This window comes from Bradyrhizobium barranii subsp. apii (genome assembly GCF_011516635.5).
GTDB lineage: Bacteria > Pseudomonadota > Alphaproteobacteria > Rhizobiales > Xanthobacteraceae > Bradyrhizobium > Bradyrhizobium barranii.
Map to the genome: position 1 here is coordinate 5,808,451 of NZ_CP096255.1, position 21,568 is coordinate 5,830,018.

Annotated in this window: 22 protein-coding genes and 1 pseudogene; 17 read left to right on the forward strand and 6 right to left on the reverse strand. The window is 65.5% G+C overall.

Annotated features, from left to right (window positions below):
- Nucleotides 1–68: 68 nt before the first annotated feature.
- On the reverse strand, nucleotides 69–521 hold the full coding sequence (locus HAP41_RS27685) for a DNA polymerase III subunit chi (RefSeq protein WP_014495779.1): 453 nt from the start codon (nucleotides 519–521) through the stop codon (nucleotides 69–71).
- Between the two features lie 6 nt (nucleotides 522–527).
- Entirely contained in the window at nucleotides 528–2,027 is a 1,500-nt protein-coding gene (locus tag HAP41_RS27690; protein ID WP_166096052.1) for a leucyl aminopeptidase, read from the reverse strand.
- A gap of 341 nt (nucleotides 2,028–2,368) precedes the next feature.
- Between HAP41_RS27690 and lptF the strand changes: the two genes are divergently transcribed.
- The 17 genes and pseudogenes from lptF to HAP41_RS27775 all read left to right on the forward strand — a co-directional run bounded on the left by lptF (nucleotide 2,369) and on the right by HAP41_RS27775 (nucleotide 17,212).
- Complete coding sequence (gene lptF / locus HAP41_RS27695) at nucleotides 2,369–3,538, forward strand: LPS export ABC transporter permease LptF (RefSeq protein ID WP_135215292.1); 1,170 nt, start codon at nucleotides 2,369–2,371, stop codon at nucleotides 3,536–3,538.
- Nucleotides 3,535–4,632 (forward strand): LPS export ABC transporter permease LptG, encoded by a 1,098-nt coding sequence (gene lptG / locus HAP41_RS27700; protein WP_166096048.1) that lies wholly within the window; start codon nucleotides 3,535–3,537, stop codon nucleotides 4,630–4,632. Before lptF ends, lptG begins: the two co-directional genes overlap by 4 nt.
- The gene (locus HAP41_RS27705; protein WP_166096043.1) at nucleotides 4,632–7,118 is read left to right on the forward strand and encodes an LPS-assembly protein LptD; all 2,487 of its coding nucleotides are present in this window, start codon (nucleotides 4,632–4,634) and stop codon (nucleotides 7,116–7,118) included. The genes lptG and HAP41_RS27705 overlap by 1 nt, the downstream gene beginning before the upstream one ends.
- Nucleotides 7,119–7,186: 68 nt before the next feature.
- The gene (locus tag HAP41_RS27710; protein WP_166096038.1) at nucleotides 7,187–8,122 is read left to right on the forward strand and encodes a peptidylprolyl isomerase family protein; all 936 of its coding nucleotides are present in this window, start codon (nucleotides 7,187–7,189) and stop codon (nucleotides 8,120–8,122) included.
- The gene (gene pdxA, locus HAP41_RS27715; protein ID WP_166096031.1) at nucleotides 8,122–9,156 is read left to right on the forward strand and encodes a 4-hydroxythreonine-4-phosphate dehydrogenase PdxA; all 1,035 of its coding nucleotides are present in this window, start codon (nucleotides 8,122–8,124) and stop codon (nucleotides 9,154–9,156) included. Before HAP41_RS27710 ends, pdxA begins: the two co-directional genes overlap by 1 nt.
- Nucleotides 9,156–10,013, forward strand: a complete 858-nt coding sequence (gene rsmA / locus HAP41_RS27720) for a 16S rRNA (adenine(1518)-N(6)/adenine(1519)-N(6))-dimethyltransferase RsmA (protein WP_166096026.1) — start codon at nucleotides 9,156–9,158, stop codon at nucleotides 10,011–10,013. Before pdxA ends, rsmA begins: the two co-directional genes overlap by 1 nt.
- A gap of 22 nt (nucleotides 10,014–10,035) precedes the next feature.
- The gene (locus tag HAP41_RS27725) at nucleotides 10,036–11,094 is read left to right on the forward strand and encodes an alcohol dehydrogenase (protein ID WP_166096014.1); all 1,059 of its coding nucleotides are present in this window, start codon (nucleotides 10,036–10,038) and stop codon (nucleotides 11,092–11,094) included.
- Between the two features lie 168 nt (nucleotides 11,095–11,262).
- Nucleotides 11,263–11,424: a Flp family type IVb pilin gene (locus tag HAP41_RS27730; protein ID WP_028147743.1), complete on the forward strand. Its 162-nt coding sequence runs from the start codon at nucleotides 11,263–11,265 to the stop codon at nucleotides 11,422–11,424.
- 72 nt (nucleotides 11,425–11,496) lie between these two features.
- Nucleotides 11,497–11,733, forward strand: coding sequence for a hypothetical protein (locus HAP41_RS27735; RefSeq protein WP_028157550.1), 237 nt, complete (start codon nucleotides 11,497–11,499; stop codon nucleotides 11,731–11,733).
- Between the two features lie 242 nt (nucleotides 11,734–11,975).
- Nucleotides 11,976–12,686, forward strand: a complete 711-nt coding sequence (locus tag HAP41_RS27740) for a Crp/Fnr family transcriptional regulator (protein ID WP_166096002.1) — start codon at nucleotides 11,976–11,978, stop codon at nucleotides 12,684–12,686.
- Nucleotides 12,687–12,734: 48 nt separating this feature from the next.
- Nucleotides 12,735–12,950 carry a DUF6894 family protein gene (locus HAP41_RS27745; protein WP_063983687.1) on the forward strand — a complete coding sequence of 72 codons (216 nt, stop codon included), beginning with the start codon at nucleotides 12,735–12,737 and terminating at the stop codon, nucleotides 12,948–12,950.
- A gap of 106 nt (nucleotides 12,951–13,056) precedes the next feature.
- Nucleotides 13,057–13,248 (forward strand): hypothetical protein, encoded by a 192-nt coding sequence (locus tag HAP41_RS27750; protein WP_166095997.1) that lies wholly within the window; start codon nucleotides 13,057–13,059, stop codon nucleotides 13,246–13,248.
- Between the two features lie 34 nt (nucleotides 13,249–13,282).
- Complete coding sequence (locus HAP41_RS27755) at nucleotides 13,283–13,459, forward strand: hypothetical protein (protein ID WP_166095994.1); 177 nt, start codon at nucleotides 13,283–13,285, stop codon at nucleotides 13,457–13,459.
- Nucleotides 13,459–13,647 (forward strand): hypothetical protein, encoded by a 189-nt coding sequence (locus HAP41_RS27760; RefSeq protein WP_224580725.1) that lies wholly within the window; start codon nucleotides 13,459–13,461, stop codon nucleotides 13,645–13,647. Before HAP41_RS27755 ends, HAP41_RS27760 begins: the two co-directional genes overlap by 1 nt.
- 282 nt (nucleotides 13,648–13,929) lie before the next feature.
- Nucleotides 13,930–15,275: pseudogene (locus HAP41_RS27765) on the forward strand (caspase family protein).
- Between the two features lie 28 nt (nucleotides 15,276–15,303).
- Complete coding sequence (locus tag HAP41_RS27770; protein WP_063983692.1) at nucleotides 15,304–15,816, forward strand: hypothetical protein; 513 nt, start codon at nucleotides 15,304–15,306, stop codon at nucleotides 15,814–15,816.
- A gap of 151 nt (nucleotides 15,817–15,967) precedes the next feature.
- Complete coding sequence (locus HAP41_RS27775) at nucleotides 15,968–17,212, forward strand: hypothetical protein (RefSeq protein WP_166095988.1); 1,245 nt, start codon at nucleotides 15,968–15,970, stop codon at nucleotides 17,210–17,212.
- Here HAP41_RS27775 and gmk read toward each other — a convergent pair.
- From gmk to fabF, 4 genes are all read right to left on the reverse strand, one after another.
- Nucleotides 17,145–17,804 (reverse strand): guanylate kinase, encoded by a 660-nt coding sequence (gene gmk / locus HAP41_RS27780; protein WP_166095982.1) that lies wholly within the window; start codon nucleotides 17,802–17,804, stop codon nucleotides 17,145–17,147. The genes HAP41_RS27775 and gmk overlap by 68 nt on opposite strands.
- A 3-nt stretch (nucleotides 17,805–17,807) precedes the next feature.
- Nucleotides 17,808–18,695 carry a YicC/YloC family endoribonuclease gene (locus HAP41_RS27785; RefSeq protein ID WP_063983695.1) on the reverse strand — a complete coding sequence of 296 codons (888 nt, stop codon included), beginning with the start codon at nucleotides 18,693–18,695 and terminating at the stop codon, nucleotides 17,808–17,810.
- Between the two features lie 115 nt (nucleotides 18,696–18,810).
- A complete protein-coding gene (mltG, locus tag HAP41_RS27790; protein WP_071914663.1) occupies nucleotides 18,811–20,088 on the reverse strand; it encodes an endolytic transglycosylase MltG in 1,278 nt (425 codons plus the stop codon).
- Nucleotides 20,089–20,213: 125 nt separating this feature from the next.
- On the reverse strand, nucleotides 20,214–21,479 hold the full coding sequence (gene fabF, locus HAP41_RS27795; RefSeq protein WP_166095975.1) for a beta-ketoacyl-ACP synthase II: 1,266 nt from the start codon (nucleotides 21,477–21,479) through the stop codon (nucleotides 20,214–20,216).
- Between the last annotated feature and the right edge of the window lie 89 nt (nucleotides 21,480–21,568).

Here is a 21,568-nt window from a genome sequence, read left to right on the forward strand (position 1 = left end):
GCGGCACGAAGGTGACAGAAGCCAGCATCGCCCGAAAAGTGCAAATTATCATTAATTGCAAACGACCGCTAATTCCGGCGCTGCCAACGGCCCCGTTCGTCGGCCTGCCAATAGGTGACATCAAATCCCCGCGCCTTGCAATCCGTCCAGGCGCTCCGGGCAAACGCCAGCGCGTCCGGATCGTCGCCGTTGAACAGCAACACCATGCGCTCATAGCCCTGCGCGTCCTGCGGCAGCGCGGCGTTGTCGACCAGGAAGCGGACATTGGCGCCGTTGGGATTGTCCTCCTCGATCGCCAGCACGATCGGCTGATCAGCGGCATCGTTCACGCGCCATGTCGCGTGCGGCAGGAAGGAATCGTCGCGATAGGTCCATAGATGCGCGTCGAGCGCGTCGGCGCGCTCTGGCGAGGTCGACTGCACCACGACGCGCCAGCCGCGCTCGAGCGATTTCTCGAGAAGCGGCGGCAACACGTTCTCCACCGTCATGTTTTGCAGATGGTAGAAAAGGACTTCGGTCATCTCAGATCATTTGCGCTCGTAGTGGTCGGCGACCAGACGGTCGAGCAAACGGACACCGTAGCCGCTTCCCCAGCTCTGGTTGATATCGGTCTTCGGCGCGCCCATCGCGGTGCCGGCGATGTCGAGATGCGCCCAGGGCGTGCCGTCGACGAAGCGTTGGAGGAACTGCGCCGCGGTGATCGAGCCGCCATGGCGGCCGCCGGTGTTCTTCATGTCGGCGAACTGGGAATCGATCAGCTTGTCGTATTCGGGGCCAAGCGGCATGCGCCAGACCTTCTCCCCGCTCTCGATGCCGGCCGCGAGCAGACGGTCGGCGAGCTCGTCATTGTTGGAGAACATGCCGGCATGCTCGGTGCCGAGCGCGACCATGATCGCGCCGGTCAGCGTCGCCAGATCCACCATGAATTTCGGCTTGGCCTTTTTCGCGACGTACCAGAGCACGTCGGCCAGCACGAGGCGGCCTTCGGCGTCGGTGTTGATGATCTCGATGGTCTGGCCCGACATCGAGGTGACGATGTCGCCCGGCCGCTGCGCATTGCCGTCGGGCATGTTCTCAACGAGGCCAATGGCGCCGACCACGTTGGCCTTGGCCTTGCGCGCGGCGAGCGCGTGCATCAGGCCGACGACGCAGGCGGCACCGCCCATGTCGCCCTTCATGTCCTCCATGCTGCCGGCCGGCTTGATCGAAATGCCGCCGGTGTCGAAGCAGACGCCCTTGCCGACGAAGGCGACCGGAGCCTCGCCCTTCTTGCCGCCGTCCCAGCGCATGATCACGGTGCGGCTCGGCCGCGACGAGCCCTGGCCGACGCCGAGCAGCGCGCCCATGCCGAGCTTGTCCATCGCCTTGACGTCGAGCACCTCGACCTTGACGCCGAGCTTGCGGAGCAGCCCCGCGCGGCGCGCGAACTCCTCGGGGAAAAGCACGTTCGGCGGCTCGTTGACGAGGTCGCGCGCGATGATCACGCCGTCGACGACATGGCCGGCCGAGGCAAACGCCTTCTTCGCCGCGGTGGCATCGCCGACCGCAAGCGAGACGTCGGCGCGCAAGCCGCCCTCCTCGCCGTCTTTCTTTTTCGTCTTGTAGCGATCGAACTTGTAGGCGCGCAGCCGCAGGCCCGAGGCGATCGCAACCGCCTGCTCGCTGGTCATGGCGCCATCAGGAAGTTCCGCGATGATGGTCATGGCAGCGGCAGCGGCCGAAAGCTTGCTCGCCGCCACGCCGCCGAATTTGAGGAAGTCGTTCGCCTTCAGGCTCGCCGCCTTGCCGGCGCCGATCACGACCAGGCGGGTGGCCTTCACCCCCTCCGGCGCCAGGATGTCCAGCGCGGCGCCGCTTTTGCCCTTGAAGCCGGCGGCGGAGGCCGCCCGTTTGACCAGCTCAGTGGCGCCGCCGAGCGCCTTGGCCGTCGCCGGACCGAGCTTCAGAGTGTCGTCGCAGAACACGACCAGGATGCCACGGGCGGCAGCGGACAACGGAACAAAGCCGACCTTGATGGCATCGGACATGGGTAACTCCTTCAAAACATCGGGCTTTTCGTCGCTGGGCGGACCCGGCCACTGGCCGGAGCTGAACGACGATTCACTGGACTTTCCCCACTATGGGCCACTGGCGCGGTGGCTGCCAAGCACCCCCGTGGCCGCCGGGCCACAACGAGGGAAATATTAACCATATATTGACGGCGCCACGGGGCAGCCATTTTGTTGATGGATCAAAGGGATGGTAGTGAGAGAGTAAGCCGGTGGTAGAGGTGGTTGGCCGACCTTGGGGATCCCCTGATCGGGGATTGGTTGGGCAGCCGGACTTCCGGCCTGCATTGGGGCGCTGGTGGGGATTCGTGCGGTAGCGCATGGGGTCAATCGATAGGTATATCTTCCGCACGACGCTGGCGTCGTTTGCGCTGGTCCTGGTCAGCCTCACCGGCGTGATCTGGATTACGCAGGCGTTGCGCGGCATCGACCTGATGACGAGCCAGGGTCAGACCATCCTGACCTTCCTCGGCATCACCAGCCTCGTCGTGCCGGCACTGGTCCTGATCATCTCGCCGATCGCGCTGATGATCGCGATCTCGCACACGCTGAACAAGCTCGCGACCGATTCCGAGATCATCGTGATGAATGCCGCCGGCTTCTCGCCGTTCCGGCTGTTCTATCCGTTCTTCTACGCCACCTGTGTCGTGGCGCTGCTGGTCGCCTTCATCGCGGCCTATCTCGCCCCCGACGGCATGCGGCGGATCAAGCAGTGGGACGCCGAGATCACCGCCGACGTGCTCACCAACATCCTCCAGCCCGGCCGCTTCGCCCAGCTCGACAAGAACCTGACGATCCGGATCCGCGAACGCCAGCCCGGTGGCATCCTCGCCGGGATCTTCATCGACGATCGCCGCGATCCCAACGAGCGCGTCTCGATCGTCGCCGAGCATGGCGAGGTCGTGAAGAACGACAACGGCTCGTTCCTGGTGCTCAAGGACGGCAATCTGCAGCGCTTCGAGGCCGGCAAGCGCGATCCCGCGCTGGTGGCGTTCGGCCGCTACGGCTTCGACATGTCGAAATTCTCGGGCCAGGGTCACGACGTCACCCTCGGCATCCGCGAGCGCTATCTCTGGGAGCTGTTCTCCCCGTCCGAGGACGATCCGGTCTACAAGCAGATTCCCGGCCAGTTCCGCTCGGCTCTGCACGACAGCCTGCTGGCGCCGATCTATCCCTTCGCCTTTGCCGTGCTGACCTTCGCCTTCCTCGGCGCGCCGCGCACCACGCGCCAAAGCCGCAACTTCTCGATCGGCGGCTCGGTGATCGCCGTGTTCGGCCTGCGCATGGCAGGATTCGCCTGCTCGGTGATGGCGGTGAAATCGCCTGGCCCGGTGCTGTTCCAGTACGCGATGGTCCTTGGCGCCATCGGCGTCGGGCTGTGGTTGATCATCGGCGGCATCGTGGTCGAGCCGCCGCCCCGCCTCATGGAGGCCATCAACAGGTCGAACGCGCGCATCGCGCGGCTGTTCAGACGGCCGGCCGCCGCATGAGCATGCTCACCAACACACTCGGGCGCTATTTCGCCGGACGCTTCGTCGTCGCGGCGCTCGGCGTGTTCGCGGGCATCTTCCTGCTGCTGGTGCTGGTCGACTACATCGAGATGGTGCGCAAGACCTCAGGGCTCGCATCCGCCTCCGCGATCATGGTGGCCGAGACCTCGCTGTTCCGGGTCCCGCAATTGCTCGAGAAGCTGACGCCGTTCTGCATGCTGATCGGCGCCATGACCTGCTATCTCGCCCTCTCCCGCCGGCTCGAGCTCGTGGTCGCGCGCGCCGCCGGAATCTCCGCGTGGCAATTCATCTCGCCGGCTCTCGGCAGCGCGCTCCTGATCGGGGTGATCGCCACCGTCGCCTACAATCCGATGTCGGCGAACCTGCGCGAGCTGTCCAAGCGCATGGAAGCCGAGCTGTTCGGCTCGGCCCCCGGCGGCGGCGTCCAGGACGCCTCCGGCTTCTGGCTCAACGAGGTCACCAATGACGGCCAGATCATCATCAACGCGGCGCGCAGCGAACAGCAGGGCGTCCGGTTGACTGGCCTGACCCTGTTCCGATTCGATACGGACTGGCATTTCAAGGAGCGGATCGAGGCGCGCGAGGCGGCGCTGGAGTCCGGTCACTGGCTGTTCAAATCGGTGCGCCGCTTCTCGCTGGATTCGCCGCCGATCGACCAGGCGACGTTGGAGATTCCGACGACGCTGACCGAAGCCCAGATCCGCAACAGCTTTTCCACACCCGAGACTGTGTCCTTTTGGCAACTACCGAGCTACATCCGCTCCTCGGAGAGCTCGGGCTTCGCGACAGCCGGCTATCGACTCCAGTATCACAAGCTCCTGGCACAGCCGTTTTTGCTGGCCGCCATGGTGATGCTGGCGGCTTCCGTGTCGTTGCGTTTCTTCCGGATGGGCGGCGTGCAGAAGATGGTTTTGAGTGGCGTGGGCGCAGGCTTTCTGCTCTACGTTTTGTCGAAAGTGACTGAAGACTTGAGCAAGGCTGAGTTGATGCATCCGATCGCTGCGGCGTGGTTGCCCGCGGTGGTGGGCGGCCTCACCGGCTTTTTGGCCTTGTTGTATCAGGAGGACGGTTAGTGACTGCCGTCCATCGAGGGCTCGTGTCTCGTTTGACGCAGCGTACTGTGGTGCGCGCGAACGGATACGGCTTGTCCATTCGCAGGCTCCTGCTGGCTGTCGCCGCCGTGGCGTCGCTCGGCGGGCTGATGGACGTTGCGGCCGTGACGCCAGCCTCCGCTCAGAGCTTCACCTACAATCCGCTGCCGCCGCGTGCGAAGCCGCCGAAGGTCGCCAACGACAACCAGATGCTGGTTCAGGCGACCGAGGTCGACTACGACTACAACAATTCGCGCGTCTCCGCGGTCGGTAACGTCCAGCTGTTCTACAACGGCACCAGCGTCGAGGCCGACAAGGTCATCTACGACCAGAAGACCAAGCGGCTGCATGCCGAAGGCAACGTCCGCATGACGGATGCCGACGGCAAGATCACCTATGCCGAGATCCTGGATCTCTCCGACGACTACCGCGACGGTTTCGTCGATTCGCTGCGCGTGGACACCGCCGACCAGACCCGCATGGCGGCGAGCCGCGCCGACCGCTCCAGCGGCAACTACACGGTGTTCGAGAACGGCGTCTACACGGCCTGCGCGCCGTGTAAGGACGATCCGAAGAAGCCGCCGCTGTGGCAGGTCAAGGGTGCGCGCATCATCCACGACCAGCAGGAGAAGATGCTGTATTTCGAGACGGCACAGCTCGAATTCTTCGGCGTGCCGATCGCCTACATGCCCTATTTCTCGACGCCCGACCCGACCGTGAAGCGCAAGACCGGCTTCCTGATGCCGGGCTTCACGTCGAACACGCCGTTCGGCTACGGTGTCGAAGTTCCGTTCTACTGGGCGATCGCGCCCGATATGGACATGACCTTCAGCCCGCGCATCACCTCCAAGCAGGGCGTGCTGTTCCAGGCCGAGTACCGCCAGCGCCTGATGGACGGCGCCTACCAGATCCGAGTCTACGGCATCGACCAACTCGACCCCGGCGCACTCGCCGGCCAGCCCGGCGACCGCCAGTTCCGCGGCGCCGTCGACACCAAGGGTCAGTTCGCGCTGAACGACAAGTGGGTCTGGGGCTGGGACGGCGTCGTCATGTCCGACTACTACTTCTTCTCGGACTACCGCTTGTCGCAATACCGCGATCCGCTGGGCTCGTTCCTGTATCTGCCGACCGACGCATTGTCGCAGCTCTATCTGACCGGCGTCGGCAATCGCAGCTTCTTCGATGCGCGCACGATGTACTGGCTGAGCTACTCGGGCAACCAGAGCCAGGTGCCGATCGTCTATCCCGTGATCGACTATTCGAACGTGCTCAACTATCCGGTGTTCGGCGGCGAGTTCAGCTACAAGACCAACTTCACCAACCTGTCGCGTGACACGGCGGTGTTCGATCCGATCACCACGCTCGCCAATACCGCCAGCCTGTGCACGACGACGTCGGCCGATCCGCTCGCGCGCACGCCGTCGCAGTGCTTGCTGCGCGGCGTCCCCGGCACCTACACCCGCCTCACGGCGGAAGCGCAGTGGCGCAAGTCCTACACCGACCCGTTCGGCGAGATCTGGACACCGTTCGCCAGCCTCCGCGCCGACGCGATCAACGCCTCGATCTCCAACCAGCCGGGCGTGTCGAACTACCTGCCGGTCGGCGACACCCAGGCGTTCCGCCTGATGCCGACCGTCGGCCTCGAATACCGCTATCCCTTCATCAACGTTCAGCCCTGGGGCTCGACCACCATCGAGCCGATCGCGCAGGTCATCATCCGGCCGAACGAGCCCTATGCCGGCAAGTTCCCGAACGAGGACGCCCAGAGCATGGTGTTCGACACCTCGAACCTGTTCAGCGTCGACAAGTTCTCCGGTTACGACCGCGTCGAGGGCGGCGGCCGCGCCAATGTCGGCGTGCAGTCCACCACGCAGTTCGACAAGGGCGGCGCCGTCAAGGTGCTGTTCGGCCAGTCCTACCAGCTGTTCGGCCTGAACTCCTACACGGTCCAGGACACCATCAACACCGGCCTTGATTCCGGCCTCGACAAGCCGCGCTCGGATTACGTGGCGAGCGCCAGCTACTCGCCCAACAGCACCTACACGTTCAGCGTCCGCTCCCGCATGGACGAGCAGACCTGGAACGTGCAGCGCTTCGAGGCGGAAGGCCGCGCCAACTTCAATCGCTGGTCGGTCAGCATGATGTACGGCAATTACGCCGAGCAGCCGGAGCTCGGCTATCTGACGCGGCGCGAGGGCATCCTGACCTCAGGCTCGATCAAGGTCGCGGCCAATTGGGTGGTGACCGGCTCGGCGCGCTGGGACCTCGAGGCCAACAAGATCAACCAGTATGTGCTCGGAGCGGGCTATGTCGACGATTGCTTCGTGCTCGGCGTGAACTATGTAACTTCGTATAGTTACTCTGCGGGCACGGCGCCGCCCGTGCTGAACCACGCGTTCATGTTCCAGATCGGCCTGCGCACGCTGGCGACCTCGACGGGGTCCAGCTCGTCCGCCGGCTACCAATGAACCGTCTGAAATGACGGCCGGGCTCTCCCGAGAGCGAGCTCATCCCGGCTGACATGCGAGCGATAATCATGACGACCCAATTGCCTGTTTTTCGCCTCCTCCTCGCCATCGGTGCCGGGCTGATCCTCACCGGCCTGCCCGCGCCGTCGCGCGCGCAGAACATCGTCGTGATGGTCAACGGCGACCCGATCACCGATTTCGACATCGAGCAGCGCTCCAAGCTCGACCAGCTGACGACGCAGAAGACCCCGAGCCGGCAGGAGGTCATCAACGAGCTGATCGACGACAAGGTGAAGCTCAAGGAAGGCAAGAAATACGGCGTCGCCCCCGGCATCTCCGACATCAACCAGTCCTACGAGGGCATGGCGCAGCGCATGCGCATCACGCCGGATCAGCTCACCAAGTCGCTCGAGGTCAAGGGCGTCCGCCCCGAGACGCTGAAGGGCCGCATGAAGGCCGAGATGGTCTGGACCAGCCTCGTACGCGGCCGCTTCAAGGAGAAGCTGATGGTCGGCGAGCGCGACGTCGCGCAGGCCGTGCAGGCCCAGACCGGCGACAAGCTCCAGATCGAGGGCACCGAGTACAAGATGCAGCCGATCGTGCTGATCGTGCCGCGCGGCTCGTCCCCGGCGTTCCTGGAGACGCGGCAGAAGGAAGCCGAGACCTATCGCTCGCGTGTCGGAAGCTGCGAGGAAGCCAATTCGCTGTTCCGCTCAACGCCGAACGCCACCATCCGCGACACCGTCACCAAGACCACCGCGGAACTGCCCGAGGCGCTTCGCAAGGTGCTCGACGACACCCAGATCGGCCACCTGACCGCGCCGGAGGTCACCAAGGCGGGCATCGAGATGGTCGTGCTGTGCTCGCGCAAGCCGACCATGATCGACACGCCGAAAAAGCGCGAGGTCCGCGAGAAGATGTATTCGGAGAAATACGAGAAGACCCAGAAGGCCTATCTCGATGATCTCCGGAAAGCGGCGATGATCGAATATCGCAACCGCTGATGGCCAACTTCGCCTTAGAACCTTCCATCAAGCCTTCGAAGCCCCTCGCCCTGACCCTGGGAGAGCCCGCCGGCATCGGCCCCGACATCACGATCGCAGCCTGGCTCAGACGCCGCGAACTGAACCTGCCCGCCTTCTATCTGCTCGGCGACGAGGCCTTCGTCGCTCGCCGCGCCAAGGCCCTCGGCGCCGATATCCGGATTGCCTCGGTAAGCGCCGGCGAGGCCGCAGCCGCGTTCACCGAGGCCCTGCCCGTGGTCGCAACGGGCGCGAGTGCAACAGCCGAGCCCGGCAAGCCCGATGAAGCGAGCGCGCCGGCCGCGCTCGCTTCGATCCGGCAGGCGGTCGCCGACGTCCGTGAAGGCCGCGCCGGCGCCGTCGTCACCAACCCGATCGCCAAGAGCGTGCTCTACCGCTCAGGCTTCCGCCATCCCGGCCACACCGAATACCTCGCCGAGCTCGCCGCAGAGAACGGCCGCGTGCCGCAGCCGGTGATGATGCTGTGGTCGCCGCGGCTCGCCGTGGTGCCCGTGACCATTCACGTCTCCTTGCGCGATGCGCTGGCCCAGCTCACCAGCGAGCTCATTGTCTCGACCGTGCGCATCGTCGCGACCGAGCTGAAATCCCGCTTCGGCATCGAAAGGCCGCGCATCGCGATCTCCGGCCTCAACCCGCATGCCGGAGAGGACGGCTCGCTCGGCCACGAGGAGCAGACCGTGATTGCACCAGCGCTCAAGGCGTTGCGTAGCGACGGCATCGAGGCGAAGGGACCGCTCCCTGCCGACACCATGTTCCACGAGGCCGCACGCAGCACCTATGACTGCGCCGTCTGCATGTACCACGACCAGGCGCTGATCCCGATCAAGACGGTCGCCTTCGACGACGCGGTCAATGTCACGCTCGGCCTGCCCTTCATCCGCACCTCGCCCGATCACGGCACCGCGTTCGACATTGCCGGCACGGCCAAGGCCAATCCGGCAAGCCTGATCGCGGCGCTCAAGCTCGCAAGCCGCATGGCGGCTGCGCAAAGCTGATGAGCGCGATCGACGACCTCCCGCCGCTTCGCGAGGTCATTCGCCAGCACGCACTGTCGGCACGCAAATCGCTGGGGCAGAACTTCCTGCTCGACCTCAATCTCACCGCGCGCATCGCGCGTGCGGCCGCGCCGCTCGAGGACTCCACCATCGTCGAGATCGGTCCCGGCCCGGGCGGGTTGACGCGCGCGTTGCTCGCGCTCGGCGCCAAACGCGTCATCGCCATCGAGCATGACGAGCGCGCGATCCCTGCCTTGCAGGATATTTCCGCGCGCTACCCTGATAGGCTCGAGATCGTGCATGGCGATGCCATGACCTTCGACCCGCGTCCGCTGCTCAATGGCGAAAGAGCAAAGATCGTCGCTAACCTGCCTTACAACATCGCGACCCAGCTCCTAATCGGCTGGCTCACCACCGACTCCTGGCCGCCCTGGTACGACATGATGGTCCTGATGTTCCAGCGCGAGGTCGGCGAGCGGATCGTGGCGCGCGAGGACGAGGAGGCCTATGGCCGCCTCGGCGTGCTCGCCAACTGGCGCTGCGAGACGAAGATCCTGTTCGACATTTCGCCCTCCGCCTTCGTGCCGCCGCCGAAGGTCACCTCCTCCGTCGTGCGGCTGGTGCCGCGCGCAGAGCCTCTGCCTTGCGATCGCAAGCTGCTCGAACAGGTCGCAGCCGCCGCTTTCGGGCAGCGCCGAAAAATGCTGCGGCAAAGCCTGAAATCGCTTCAAGCGGATCCCGCTCGCCTTGCCGCCGCCGCAGGTGTCGATGCGACGCGCCGTGCCGAGACCATTCCGATATCAGGCTTTGTTGCCATGGCACGTGAATTGGCGGATATACGAAAGCAAGCTGGATAACAGGAATTTCGGAGGAAGGAATATGGCGTTGATGCGTCGGCAGTCCCTGGTCAAATTCGATGCGCCCTTGTGCGAGACCATCGTCGACACGCCGAAGCCGCAGGGCGCCGAGGTGCTGGTGCGCATCGAGCGCTGCGGCCTCTGCCATTCCGACCTGCACATCCAGGACGGTTATGCCGATCTCGGCGGCGGCAAGAAGCTCGACACCACGCGCGGCATGACGCTGCCGTTCACGCTCGGCCACGAGATCGCGGGCGTGGTCGACGAAGTCGGCTCGGACGTGCCGGCGAACCTTGTCGGAGCCAAGAAGGCGGTGTTCCCGTGGATCGGCTGCGGCCAGTGCCGCGACTGCGCCAATGGCGACGAAAACCTTTGCGCGAAACAGCGCTTCCTCGGCGTCTCCATCGACGGCGGCTTCGCCACCCACGTGCTGGTGCCCGACGCGAAGTACCTGCTCGACTACGATCCCCTGCCCGTCAACCAGGCCGCGACCCTGATGTGCTCCGGCGTGACCGCCTACGGCGCGCTCAAGCGCCTGGTCGACCGCCCGCGCCAGCGCAATCTGCTGCTGATCGGTCTCGGTGGCGTCGGCATGATGGGCCTGTCGTTCGCGCAGGCGATGTTCAAGCAGCCGATCACGGTGGCCGATCTCTCGCCGGCCGCACGCGAGACCGCGCTGAAGAACGGCGCAGCCGTCGCCTACGATCCGTCCGAGCCCGACGTGATCAAGCGCATCCTGAAGGAAACCGAGGGCGGCTTCGACGAGGTGGTCGATTTTGCTGGCAATGAGAAGTCGATGGCCTTTGCCGTGGCGGTCGCCGCGCGCGGCGGCAAGGTCGTCGTCTCCGGCCTGATGGGCGGCCAGTTCACCCTGCCGATGGTACAATGGGTCTACAAGCGCCTGACCGTCGAGGGCTTCATGGTCGGCACGCTCACCGAAGCCCAGGAGCTGATGGCGCTCGCCCGCGCCGGCAAGATCAAGCCGACGCCGATGCGCGAGGAGCCGATGGGCGACGTCCAGAAATGGATCGACGAATTGCGCGCCGGCAAGGTCGTCGGCCGCATCGTGCTGAAGAACTGACGCGCAGGAAAATCCAGGCAGGCTTAGCGGCGAGATGAGATCTCGCCGCCGCGTTTTCCTCCGCCGAATTAACCCGGAATTGACGCAAGCCCCGGTTCCAAATAGGGGAACCGGCACGTCGCGAACTAAAGTCCTCGCCAGCATCCTCTTTGGAATTCTGGTGAGGCCATACAGACCATCCGCCGCTTCCTGGCCGATGAAACCGGCGCCACTGCGATCGAGTACGGCCTGATCGCAGCCGGCATCGCGCTCGCGATCATCGCCGTGGTCAACAATCTCGGCTCGTCGTTGAAGTTGAAGTTCGGCTCGATCAGCACCTCGCTGAAGTAGCGAGAATCCAGCCCGCGCGCTGAAGGCACGTCGCCGCGCGGAACGGCTGCGGCCACACCGCGTTGGCAGCGCATGTCCATTCGTTGCACCGTCGAAAGCGCATTCTTCATCGCCTGGAGCTTCCTGGAGCAGAGCGGCGAGCTCGGACCTCCGGACGAGACCGCGAACACCATTCTGGATGCCATCGAAGCGCAGCTCAGGACCGGTGAGCGCCGGCAGTTGATGCTCGCCAACAAGGCGATCGGCGCCTACCGCAAGCAGGTGGCCCAAAGCCGCCTCCTGGCCGAACGCCAGATCCGTCTCGGATAAGAGCCCGCGGCGCCCCACAAGCGCTGGCTCATTTGGAAATTCCGTAGTTCTCCGGATGAGAACAAAGTTCGCAGCGTGTCCTGCGGGCAACGCCGGACGGCGCGACGCCTCGCTGCTGCGAACTTTTCGGTTTCCCGCAAACACTTGTGTTCACTTTGGAACTGTCGGTTCCTGCGCGGAAACGTAGGGTTTTTCCCAGAGACGCCGATTCCCGGCCAACGAAGAGCCCAGAGACAAGAAGAGTGACCGGCCGGCCCAGGAACGATCTGCTGCGAAGGCTCAGCGCCCAGGATTTCGAGCTGCTCGCGCCGCACCTGCAATCGGTCGAGGTCGCCGCGAACCACGTTCTGCATCACGCCGGCGACGGCATCTCCGTGGTCCACTTCCCCTGCGGCCCTGCGTTCGTGTCGTTCGCGGTGCCGGTTGAGGATGACCGCGAGGTCGAAAGTCTCCTGGTGGGCCGCGAGGGCGGGGTCGGTCTTTCCGCAGGCCGCAGCCCGTCCCCGGCCTTTTCCCGCGTCGTCGTGAAGGTCGGCGGCACGCTGGTCCGCCTGCCGCTGCGCGCGCTCGAGCAGGCGCAGCAGCGATCGCCCAGCATGCATGAGATCTTTTCGCGCTACGCAGCCTGCCAGTTCGCACAGCTGCTCCAGACAGCGGCCTGCAACGCGGCGCATTCGATCGAACAACGCGCGGCGAAATGGATCATCGCGGCCCGAGAGCATATCGGCAGCGACGAAATCCGCCTCACCCATGAGCAGCTCGCCGGCATGCTCGGCGTCTCCCGCAGCTATGCCAGCCGCGTCATCCAGACGTTCAAGGCCAGGCGCATCCTCGCGACCCGCCGCGGCGCCATCCTGATCCTCGATGCGCCGGCGCTCGAGACAAGCGCCTGCACCTGCAACGGTGCGGTGAAGAAGCACTTTCGCGAAGTGCTGGGACGCGCGGCGGGCTAGAACGATCCGCGCAGCCGGAACATATTCGCGTGGCCTGCATTGCCCGACATGGCGCGGTACTTCTTTCATTTCGAGGGCCAGCAACCTCACACCGACACGACCGGTGAAACGCTCCTCGACGACGATGCCGCCTGGCGCGAAGCCGTCCGCCTCTCCCGCGACGTCGAGCATGCGCTGCGCCCCGGCGACAGCTGGACGCTCAGCGTGTTTGACGGAAGCGAGCCTGTCTTCGTGCTTGCAATGGTGACACGGCGGTTTCGCTGACGGCCCTTGCCGTCGCCTCCGCACCGATCACATCAGACCACCAGTTGGAACGCCGCGAATGTCCCGTGCGTTGGCACCTCGTGAGGCAACGACGGAGTCAAAGCCCATGACGAAGCCGCTGACGAAAACGGTCAAGCCTGTTCCCGCGGAGAACCAGAGCCACAAGGGTCCCGGCAGCGCGCCGTCAATTCCGCTCGACACCACCAAGGGCCATCGCGACGACGAGAAGCAGAACATTCGCGAACAGGCCGAGCACGGCAACATCACCCAGAACACCACGAACAGGCGCATGGGCTAAAAGACCAGGGGGATCGAAGAGAGGAGACACGAACTTGGTCGATCTCGGCAAATGGTACGATCCGATATCCGAGCGCTGGATCGCACCACGTGAATCACGACTGGAGGAAAAGTCCTCTCATGCAAGCGAGAACCACGTCCTTGAGCTGCAGCGGACCATCGAAGTTCAGCGCATCTGGCGCGCACTTGTCGATTGCTGCGCCCGCGACTGATGCTCTTGCGTGCACGCCGCGGCGGAGTAACCGCCGCCGGCCGCGCCGTTGTATCCCCGCATGAACGATCCCGCATCACCCGCAGGGCCGTCGCAACCGCGATGCGCTATCTGTCGACCATCGTCGGCTGCGCCTGCCTGCTGCTGGCCGCGATCTGCATCGCCATCGCCTGTCAGGTCTTCATCTAGACCGGCGTGTTCGCGCAGTCCTACGCGATGGTGGGGCTGATCGGCACTGCGCTGGGGTGTCTAGCGCTGACGCTGGCGCGGGTCTGGAAGTAAACACCGATCCATCCCTCATCATTCCGGCGTGCGTGGCCCGGGGTGGATGCCCGGGACAAGCCCGGGCATGACGGCCTGTAACGCTCCCATGCGATTGCCCTGCACAGAATGTCGCACCGCTTTTCGCCGGGGCGCCGGGCTGGTAGATTGGCGTCATTGCCTTGAAGAATTTTCGCTTTGGGGGTTTTCATGCGCGCGAGGATTTTCAATCGCGTCGTGGGGCTGGCGACGCTGGCCGCAGCCCTGCTTATCGCCGGGGCGGCGCCGGCCTCGGCCGAGAAGCGCATTGCGCTGGTAGTCGGCAACTCCGCCTACAAGAACATCACGCCGCTCGACAACCCGTCCAAGGACGCGAGCCTGATGGCGGAGACGCTTGCCGCGCTCGGCTTCACACTGGTCGGCGGGCGCGCCCAGCTCGATCTCGACAAGGGCGCGATGGACATCGCGGTGCAGAGCTTTGGCCGGCAGGTCCAGGGCGCCGACGTCGCGCTGTTCTATTATGCCGGTCACGGCGTGCAGGTCGCCGGCTCCAACTATCTCGTGCCTGTCGGCGCCAATCCGACGCGCGAGGCCGATGTCGATTTCCAGATGACCGACGTCAACCTCGTGCTGCGGCAGATGCAGGGATCGGGTACGCGCCTCAACCTCGTGATCCTCGACGCCTGCCGCAACAACCCGTTTGGCTCGCGCGGCCTGCGATCCTCCGACGGCGGCCTTGCGCAGATGCGCGCGCCGGAGGGCACGCTGATCTCCTACGCGACGCAGCCCGGCAACGTCGCGCAGGACGGCAGCGACGGCCACAGCCCCTACACCAAGGCGCTGGCGGCAACGGTCCGGACCGCGGGCCTCGACGTGTTCCAGACCTTCAACCAGGTCGGCCTCGCCGTGAAGCGCGCCACATCAGGCGCGCAGCAGCCCTGGGTGTCGTCCTCGCCGATCGACGGCACCTTCTATTCGTGCCGCCGACGCAAAGCCCGCCGCCGCAGGTCGCCGCGATGCAGCCCGATCCGCTGCCGGCGGATCGGCTGCGCGCCGATCCCGATCGCGTGCCGCAGCGCGATGCCGCGCTGCTGAGCGAATTGAGCGAGCGGCTCTACGAGCTCAATTTCGATCCTGACACGCCCGATGGACTGACCCGTGCGATCACCAAGCTCCAGCAGCGGATCTCGATGGCGCCGACGGGCGAGGCAACCGAAGGCCTGCTGCTGCGGATGCGCAAGATGGAGGATCTGAAGCCGTGGGGCTCGATCGTGTACGGTCCCGACAGCAGCAAATGGGGCATATCGTGGAACCACGCCTCGCGGCGCGCGGCGGTGGCGGATGCGCGCGGCAATTGCGCCGGCGCCCAATGTCCGATCGAGCTCTCCTTCTACGGCAACCGCTGCGGCGCGTTCGCGATATCAGACAAATCCTGGTCGCTGGTCCAGCGCGACAGCATCCAGCACGCCAGGGATGCCGCGCTTGACGAATGCGGCAAGGCTGGCAAAGCTTGCCGCATTATCGGATCCGTCTGCGCCGACGGCTCCGGCCGCTGATACCTTTTTCATTTCGGATTGTTTCCTCATGCCCAATGCCGTCGTCCGTACGATCGCCCTTGCGTCCCTCCTCAACCTCGCCCTCGCCTCGTCGTCCGCCTTCGCGCAGTCCGGCAGCGCCGGCGGCTCCATCGGCAACGACGAAAAGTCGCTGTCCGGCTCGCGCCAGGATACTTCTTCAGGCCGCTCGGCCGAACCGGCCGCGCCCTCACGCCGGAGCAAGCCGGCGACCGAGGAACGCTCGTCGCCTCGGCGAAGCGGAGGTGGCGGTGGAGGTGGCGGCGGTGGTTTCGACGGTGCCTGGGCGGTCGTCAGCGTTGGTTGCGGCGGCAGCACGAGCGGCGCTGTCGTCGTGAGCTCGGGCAAGATCATCGGCGAAGGCGTTCGCGGAACCGTCAGCACGGGCGGCTCGGTCAGCACGTTCGGCCAGGGCCAAGGCGTGACCTTTACCAGCACGGGCCGGCTCTCGGGCCGCAGTGGTTCCGGAACGTGGCGCCGCTCCGACGGCTGCGGCGGAACCTGGAGTTCGGCGAAGCAATAGCCCTCGAAAACGCCTGAATTCGCGGCGGAACGAACACCGCGCAGGCCCGATTCAAGCCACATCCTCTCCGGATTTGCGGCTCATTGCCACCCAAGTCTTTGATGACAAAGGGAAGGTAAAGAGTTGCGTTATGCGTAATCGGGAGACCAGGATGGGCAACCGCACCGCGAAGTTCATATCTGCGCTTGTCGGCAGCATCATCGCCGGCGCACCACTGGCCGCCGTGTCGCAGAATGCGCCGGAGGCAACGAGCTCGGCAAATGCCGCCAGCGACTGCCTCGCCTCGCCAAAGGGCGTCGCGCCGCAGGGGCAGCATTGGTACTATCGCCTGGAGCGCGGGAGCAAGCGGCAATGCTGGTATCTGCGCGCCGAAGGCAGCAAGGACAGCGCCAAGGCCGTGCAGACCGCGCAGGCTGCGCCCGATGCACCGACGGCAGATTCAGCAGCGCCGCAGCAGCACCCGGTGCAGGACGCACGCGCCGAATATCTGACGCCGCAGGGCAATACCGCGCCGACGACGCCGAATGCGCCCGCACCAGCGAAACCGGCGCCGATGCAACAAGCTGCCACTCCCTCCGCCGACAGCAACGCGCAACAGCCCCCGGTCGCCACGCGCTGGCCCGATGCCTCCGCCGCGGCTCCGTCGCCCGCACCGCAGGCTGCGCCCGCTCCTGTCGCCTCGCCCGCACCGCCGAGCGTGAAGCCGTCAAAATCCCCTGCCCCGGTCGCGCTTGCCGCAGCAGATGCCACCACCGATAAAGCGACCGGCTCGCTCCAGACGCTGCTGCTCGTGATCGGTGGCGCGCTGGCGCTCGCCGGCCTCCTCGCCAGCATCATCTATCGCTTCGCAGGCGGACGACGCGTCCGCGTCCAGGATCGTCGCGTCAATTGGGACAATCGGGAGCCGCACGACGACGGTCGCGCGCCCTGGCTCGAGGCGATGCCGACTGCCGCGCCGCGTGCGCAGCAGCCGCGCCCGGTGGATTTCGATGCCGCCCGTCCCCAGGCGGCCGCGCGTCCCCAAGCTGCCCAGCGCGAAGCCACCCAGCGCGAAGCCGCGCAGCTCGAGGCGATCGATCACGCGATCGATGCCGTCGATCAGCGCGCGCCCCAAGCCAGCAACGAGGTCGCGGAGCTCGACGAGGCCAACATGTTCAACGGAGAGTTCGAGATCGAGGCATCCGCCCCCCGGCTCGCGGCCAACGACATCAATGACAAGGGGTCGGCCGATCGCGATGACGATGTGCAGATCGAGGATGCCGTCGACGTCGACGTGATCACGGCGATGCTGGAACGGCTGGCGCAGGAAGGACCGCGCCTCGCGAAGCCTAACCTTGAAGCTGGCCTTGCAAACCTCGTACGAAACCAACGAGGCCAGTCCGCCGCTCGCGCTTGAGGCGCTCGGCCTTCAGGATCGACTGCACTTCGGCAAACGCCTCGTCGACCGCGTGGTTGATGACGATGTAGTCGTACTCGGCCCAGTGGCTCATCTCGTGGCTGGCGCGGCTCATGCGCTTGCGGATCACCTCGTCGGAATCCTGCGCGCGCGAATGCAGCCGCTTCTCGAGATCGGCGGCCGAGGGCGGTAAAATGAACACGCTCACGACGTCCGCGCGCGCCTTCTCGCGAAGCTGCTGCGTGCCCTGCCAGTCGATGTCGAACAGCACATCCTGCCCGGCCGACAGCGCCGCCTCGACCGGCGCACGCGGCGTGCCGTAGCTGTTGTCGAACACCGTCGCCCATTCCAGCAGCTCGTCGCCCTTCACCATCGCGTCGAACCTGGCCTTGTCGACGAACAGATAGTCGCGGCCGTCGACCTCGCCGGGCCGCATCGCCCGCGTGGTCGCGGAGACTGACATGCGAAGGCCGGGCATCCGCTCGATCAGCAGACGCGACAGCGTCGTCTTGCCCGCGCCTGACGGCGAGGACAGCACGAACATCAAACCACGCCGCTCGACACCGTCAGTTCCGTGACCGCCCGTCGTCATCGATCACTCCAGATTTTGGACCTGTTCGCGGAATTGCTCGACCACGTTCTTCATGGCCAGGCCCGTATTGGTCAGCTCGATGTCGTTCGACTTCGAGCAGCAGGTGTTGACCTCGCGGTGAAACTCCTGCGCCAGGAAGTCGAGCTTGCGGCCGATCGGGCCGCCCTTGCCGATCAGCTCGCGCGCCTGCGCGATGTGGGAGGCGATGCGGTCGAGCTCCTCGCGGATGTCGGCCCTGGTGGCGATCAGGATCGCCTCCTGCATCAGGCGGTCGGAATCGAAACGGTCGGAGGTGTCGAGCAGGGTTGCGATCTGCTCGGCGAGCCTCGCCTTGATCGCCTCGGGCTTGCGGCCAGGCGCAGCTTCCGCCTTCCTCGCCAGCACTTCGACCTCGTCGACCCGCTGGGTCAGGATCTGCCCGAGCGACGTGCCCTCGCGCTTGCGCATCTCGACGAGATCGGCGAGCGCCTTGTCGAAGGCTTCCGCGGCGGCGGCACGCGCGGCCTTGTCCTCCTCCTCGTCACCCTCGGGCTCGGCGACCTCGACGACGCCCTTGATGGCGAGCAGGCCGTCGACGCTCGGCGCGACCGCGTCGACCTTGCCGGCGATCATCGCGGCCGCCTTCAGGACGGCATTGAGCACGTCCTCGTTGACGCGGACGGAGGCTGCGGCGTTGGCCCGCTTGACGTTGAGATTGGCATAGACGGTGCCGCGCGACAGAAGCTCGCCGGCGCGCTTCTTGGCGTGGGCCTCGAGCTCGTCGAACCCCTGCGGCAACCGCACCCTGAGGTCAAAGCCCTTGGCGTTGACCGACTTCAATTCCCATTCGAACGTATACGGCCCGCTAGCGCCGTGGCTTCGGGCAAAGCCGGTCATGGACGACAGCGCCATCAGGTCAATTTCTCCGGAAACTCAGGATTCGCGAGGCCCATCAGGCCACGCGAATCTTAAGACTATTTTGCAGGAAAGTGGAATCCGCAAAGTCCCGCAGGCAGGTCTGCGCGAACTAGCGCTGGACCACCGGCGGCGACGGCTGCACCGCGCCCTGGCGGGCGGGCGCGGGACCAGCGGGGCGAGCGGCTGGCGGCTTTTTCTGCTGATTGGGCCGCGTCGGCGTGGTCGCGGTCGGCGGATCCGCGGCAGCGCCGGGCGCGGCGGCCGCCGGCGGCTGCGCATCCTCGGCCGGCTCGACCGTGTCGTTCTGGATCTGCTTCTCCATCGCGCGCAGCTTGGCGACGTTCTTCTGGTGCGCGTCGTAGGTTTCGGTGAAGGCATGCCCGCCGGTGCCGTCGGCGACGAAATAGAGGTCGCGGGTGCGAGCCGGGTTGGCGGTGGCTTCCAGCGAGGCGCGGCCGGGGTTGGAGATCGGACCGGGCGGCAGTCCCTCGATCACATAGGTGTTGTAGGGCGAAGGCTGCGTGATCTCGCTGCGCTTGATCGGACGGCCGAGCGTACCCTTGCCGCCGACAAGGCCGTAGATGATGGTCGGATCGGACTGCAGCTTGATTTTCTGCTTGAGCCGGTTGGCGAATACGGCGGCGACACGGCTGCGCTCGTCCGGCTTGCCGGTTTCCTTCTCGACGATCGAGGCCAGCGTCACCAGTTGCTCCGGCGATTTCACCGGAATGTCCTGGCTGCGGCGCTCCCAGATCTCGGCCAGCACGCGCTTGTGCGCCTGTTGCATGCGCTGGATCACCTGATCGCGCGGGGTCCCGCGCGGGAACTTGTAGGTCTCTGGCAGCAGCGTGCCTTCGCGCGGCAATTCGCGGACGCTGCCGGTGAAGATGTCGTTGTCGGACAGCCGCGCCACAATCTGCTCCGAGGTCAGGCCTTCCGGGATCGTGACGGAATGCTGCACCACCTTGCCCTCGACGATGGTGGCGATGACGTCGCGCAAGGAGGCGTTCTTCTGGAACGAATACTCACCCGGCTTCAGGTCCGAGCTCGCCTTCAGCGCGGCGACGCTGGCGATGAACACCCACGGATTGACGTCGGCCACGCCTTCCCGGTTCAGCGTCTCGGCGATGTCGCGCTTGCCGGCCCGCTGCGGGATGTTGACGATCTTGTCTTCCTTCAGCGGCCCCGGCGCCTCGAGCAATTGCCGGCCGTAATAGTAGACGCCGCCGGCGCCGAGCATGGCGATCAGCAGAAGGGTGATGATGGCGTTGCCGACGATCACGAAGGGATTGCGCGCCCGGTCCGATCGCCTCGGCGGCGGCGGAACCTGCTCGGGCTCCAGCGCTGCCCGCGGACTCCGGGGCGAAATGGGCGGCCTTTCACTCATCGAAGCAACCTGAATCCTGCCGGTTCAATCGCGGCCAGACAATCGCTTGTCGAGCCAATGCACGCGCCCACGGGGTATGACTATCGCCGAATACGGCAAAACGGTGGATTCGTTTCAAACGCAAACTAATGAACCAGGCGGCGGAAGATCACCGACGCGTTGGTACCGCCAAAACCGAAAGAATTCGACAACGCGACGTTGACCTCGCGCTTCTTCGCAATGTGCGGCACGAGATCGATCGCAGTCTCGACCGACGGATTGTCCAGGTTGATGGTCGGCGGCACGACATTATCGCGAATCGCGAGAATGGCGAAGATTGCCTCGATCGCGCCGGCGGCACCGAGGAGATGGCCGGTCGAGGATTTGGTCGAGGACATCGCGACCTTGGAAGCGGTGTTGCCGAGCAGCCGCTCGACCGCACCGAGCTCGATCTCGTCGCCGAGCGGTGTCGAGGTGCCGTGGGCGTTGATGTAGTCGAGATCGGATGCCGTGAGGCCGGCGCGCTTGAGCGCTGCCGCCATGCTGCGGAAGCCGCCATCGCCATCGGGCGACGGCGAGGTGATGTGATAGGCATCGCCCGAAAGGCCGTAGCCGATCACCTCGGCGTAGATCTTGGCGCCGCGGCGCTGAGCGTGCTCGAGTTCTTCCAGGACGAGGACACCGGCGCCCTCGCCCATCACGAAGCCGTCGCGGTCCTTGTCGTAGGGACGCGATGCCTTCTCGGGCGTTTCGTTGAAGCCGGTCGAGAGCGCGCGCGCGGCGTTGAAGCCGGCAATGCCGATACGGCTGATCGGCGACTCGGCGCCACCGGCAACCATGACGTCGGCATCGGCCAGCGCAATCAGACGGGCGGCGTCGCCCACCGCATGTGCACCGGTCGAGCAGGCCGTGACCACCGAATGGTTCGGCCCCTTCAGGCCGTGCGCGATCGAGACGTAGCCGGAGGCAAGATTGATGAGGCGGCCCGGAATGAAGAACGGCGACACCCGGCGCGGTCCGCGCTCCTTCAGGAGGATCGCGGTTTCGGCAATGCCGGTGAGGCCGCCGATGCCGGAACCGATCATGGTGCCGGTCGCACACTTGTCCTCTTCGGTCTCGGGATGCCAGTTGGCATCATCGAGCGCCTGGCCGGCTGCGGCCATGCCGAAGATGATGAAGTCGTCGACCTTGCGCTGGTCCTTCGGCTCCATCCAGGTATCGGGATTGAAAGTATCGTTCGTGCCGTCGCCGCGCACGACGGTGCAGGCGTATTTGGTCTGAAGATCGGAGACATCGAAGCTCTCGATCCTGCGTGCGCCGCTTTCGCCGTTGAGGATGCGTTTCCAGGTCGGTTCGACGCCGCAGCCGAGCGGCGACACCATGCCGAGACCAGTGACGACAACCCGCCTCATGTTCGAAAACTCCGCATCGAAAGATTCACGGCCAATAACAAGAAACCGGCTGACCGCTGGTCAGCGGCCCGTCCGGTTTCAATGTTGTC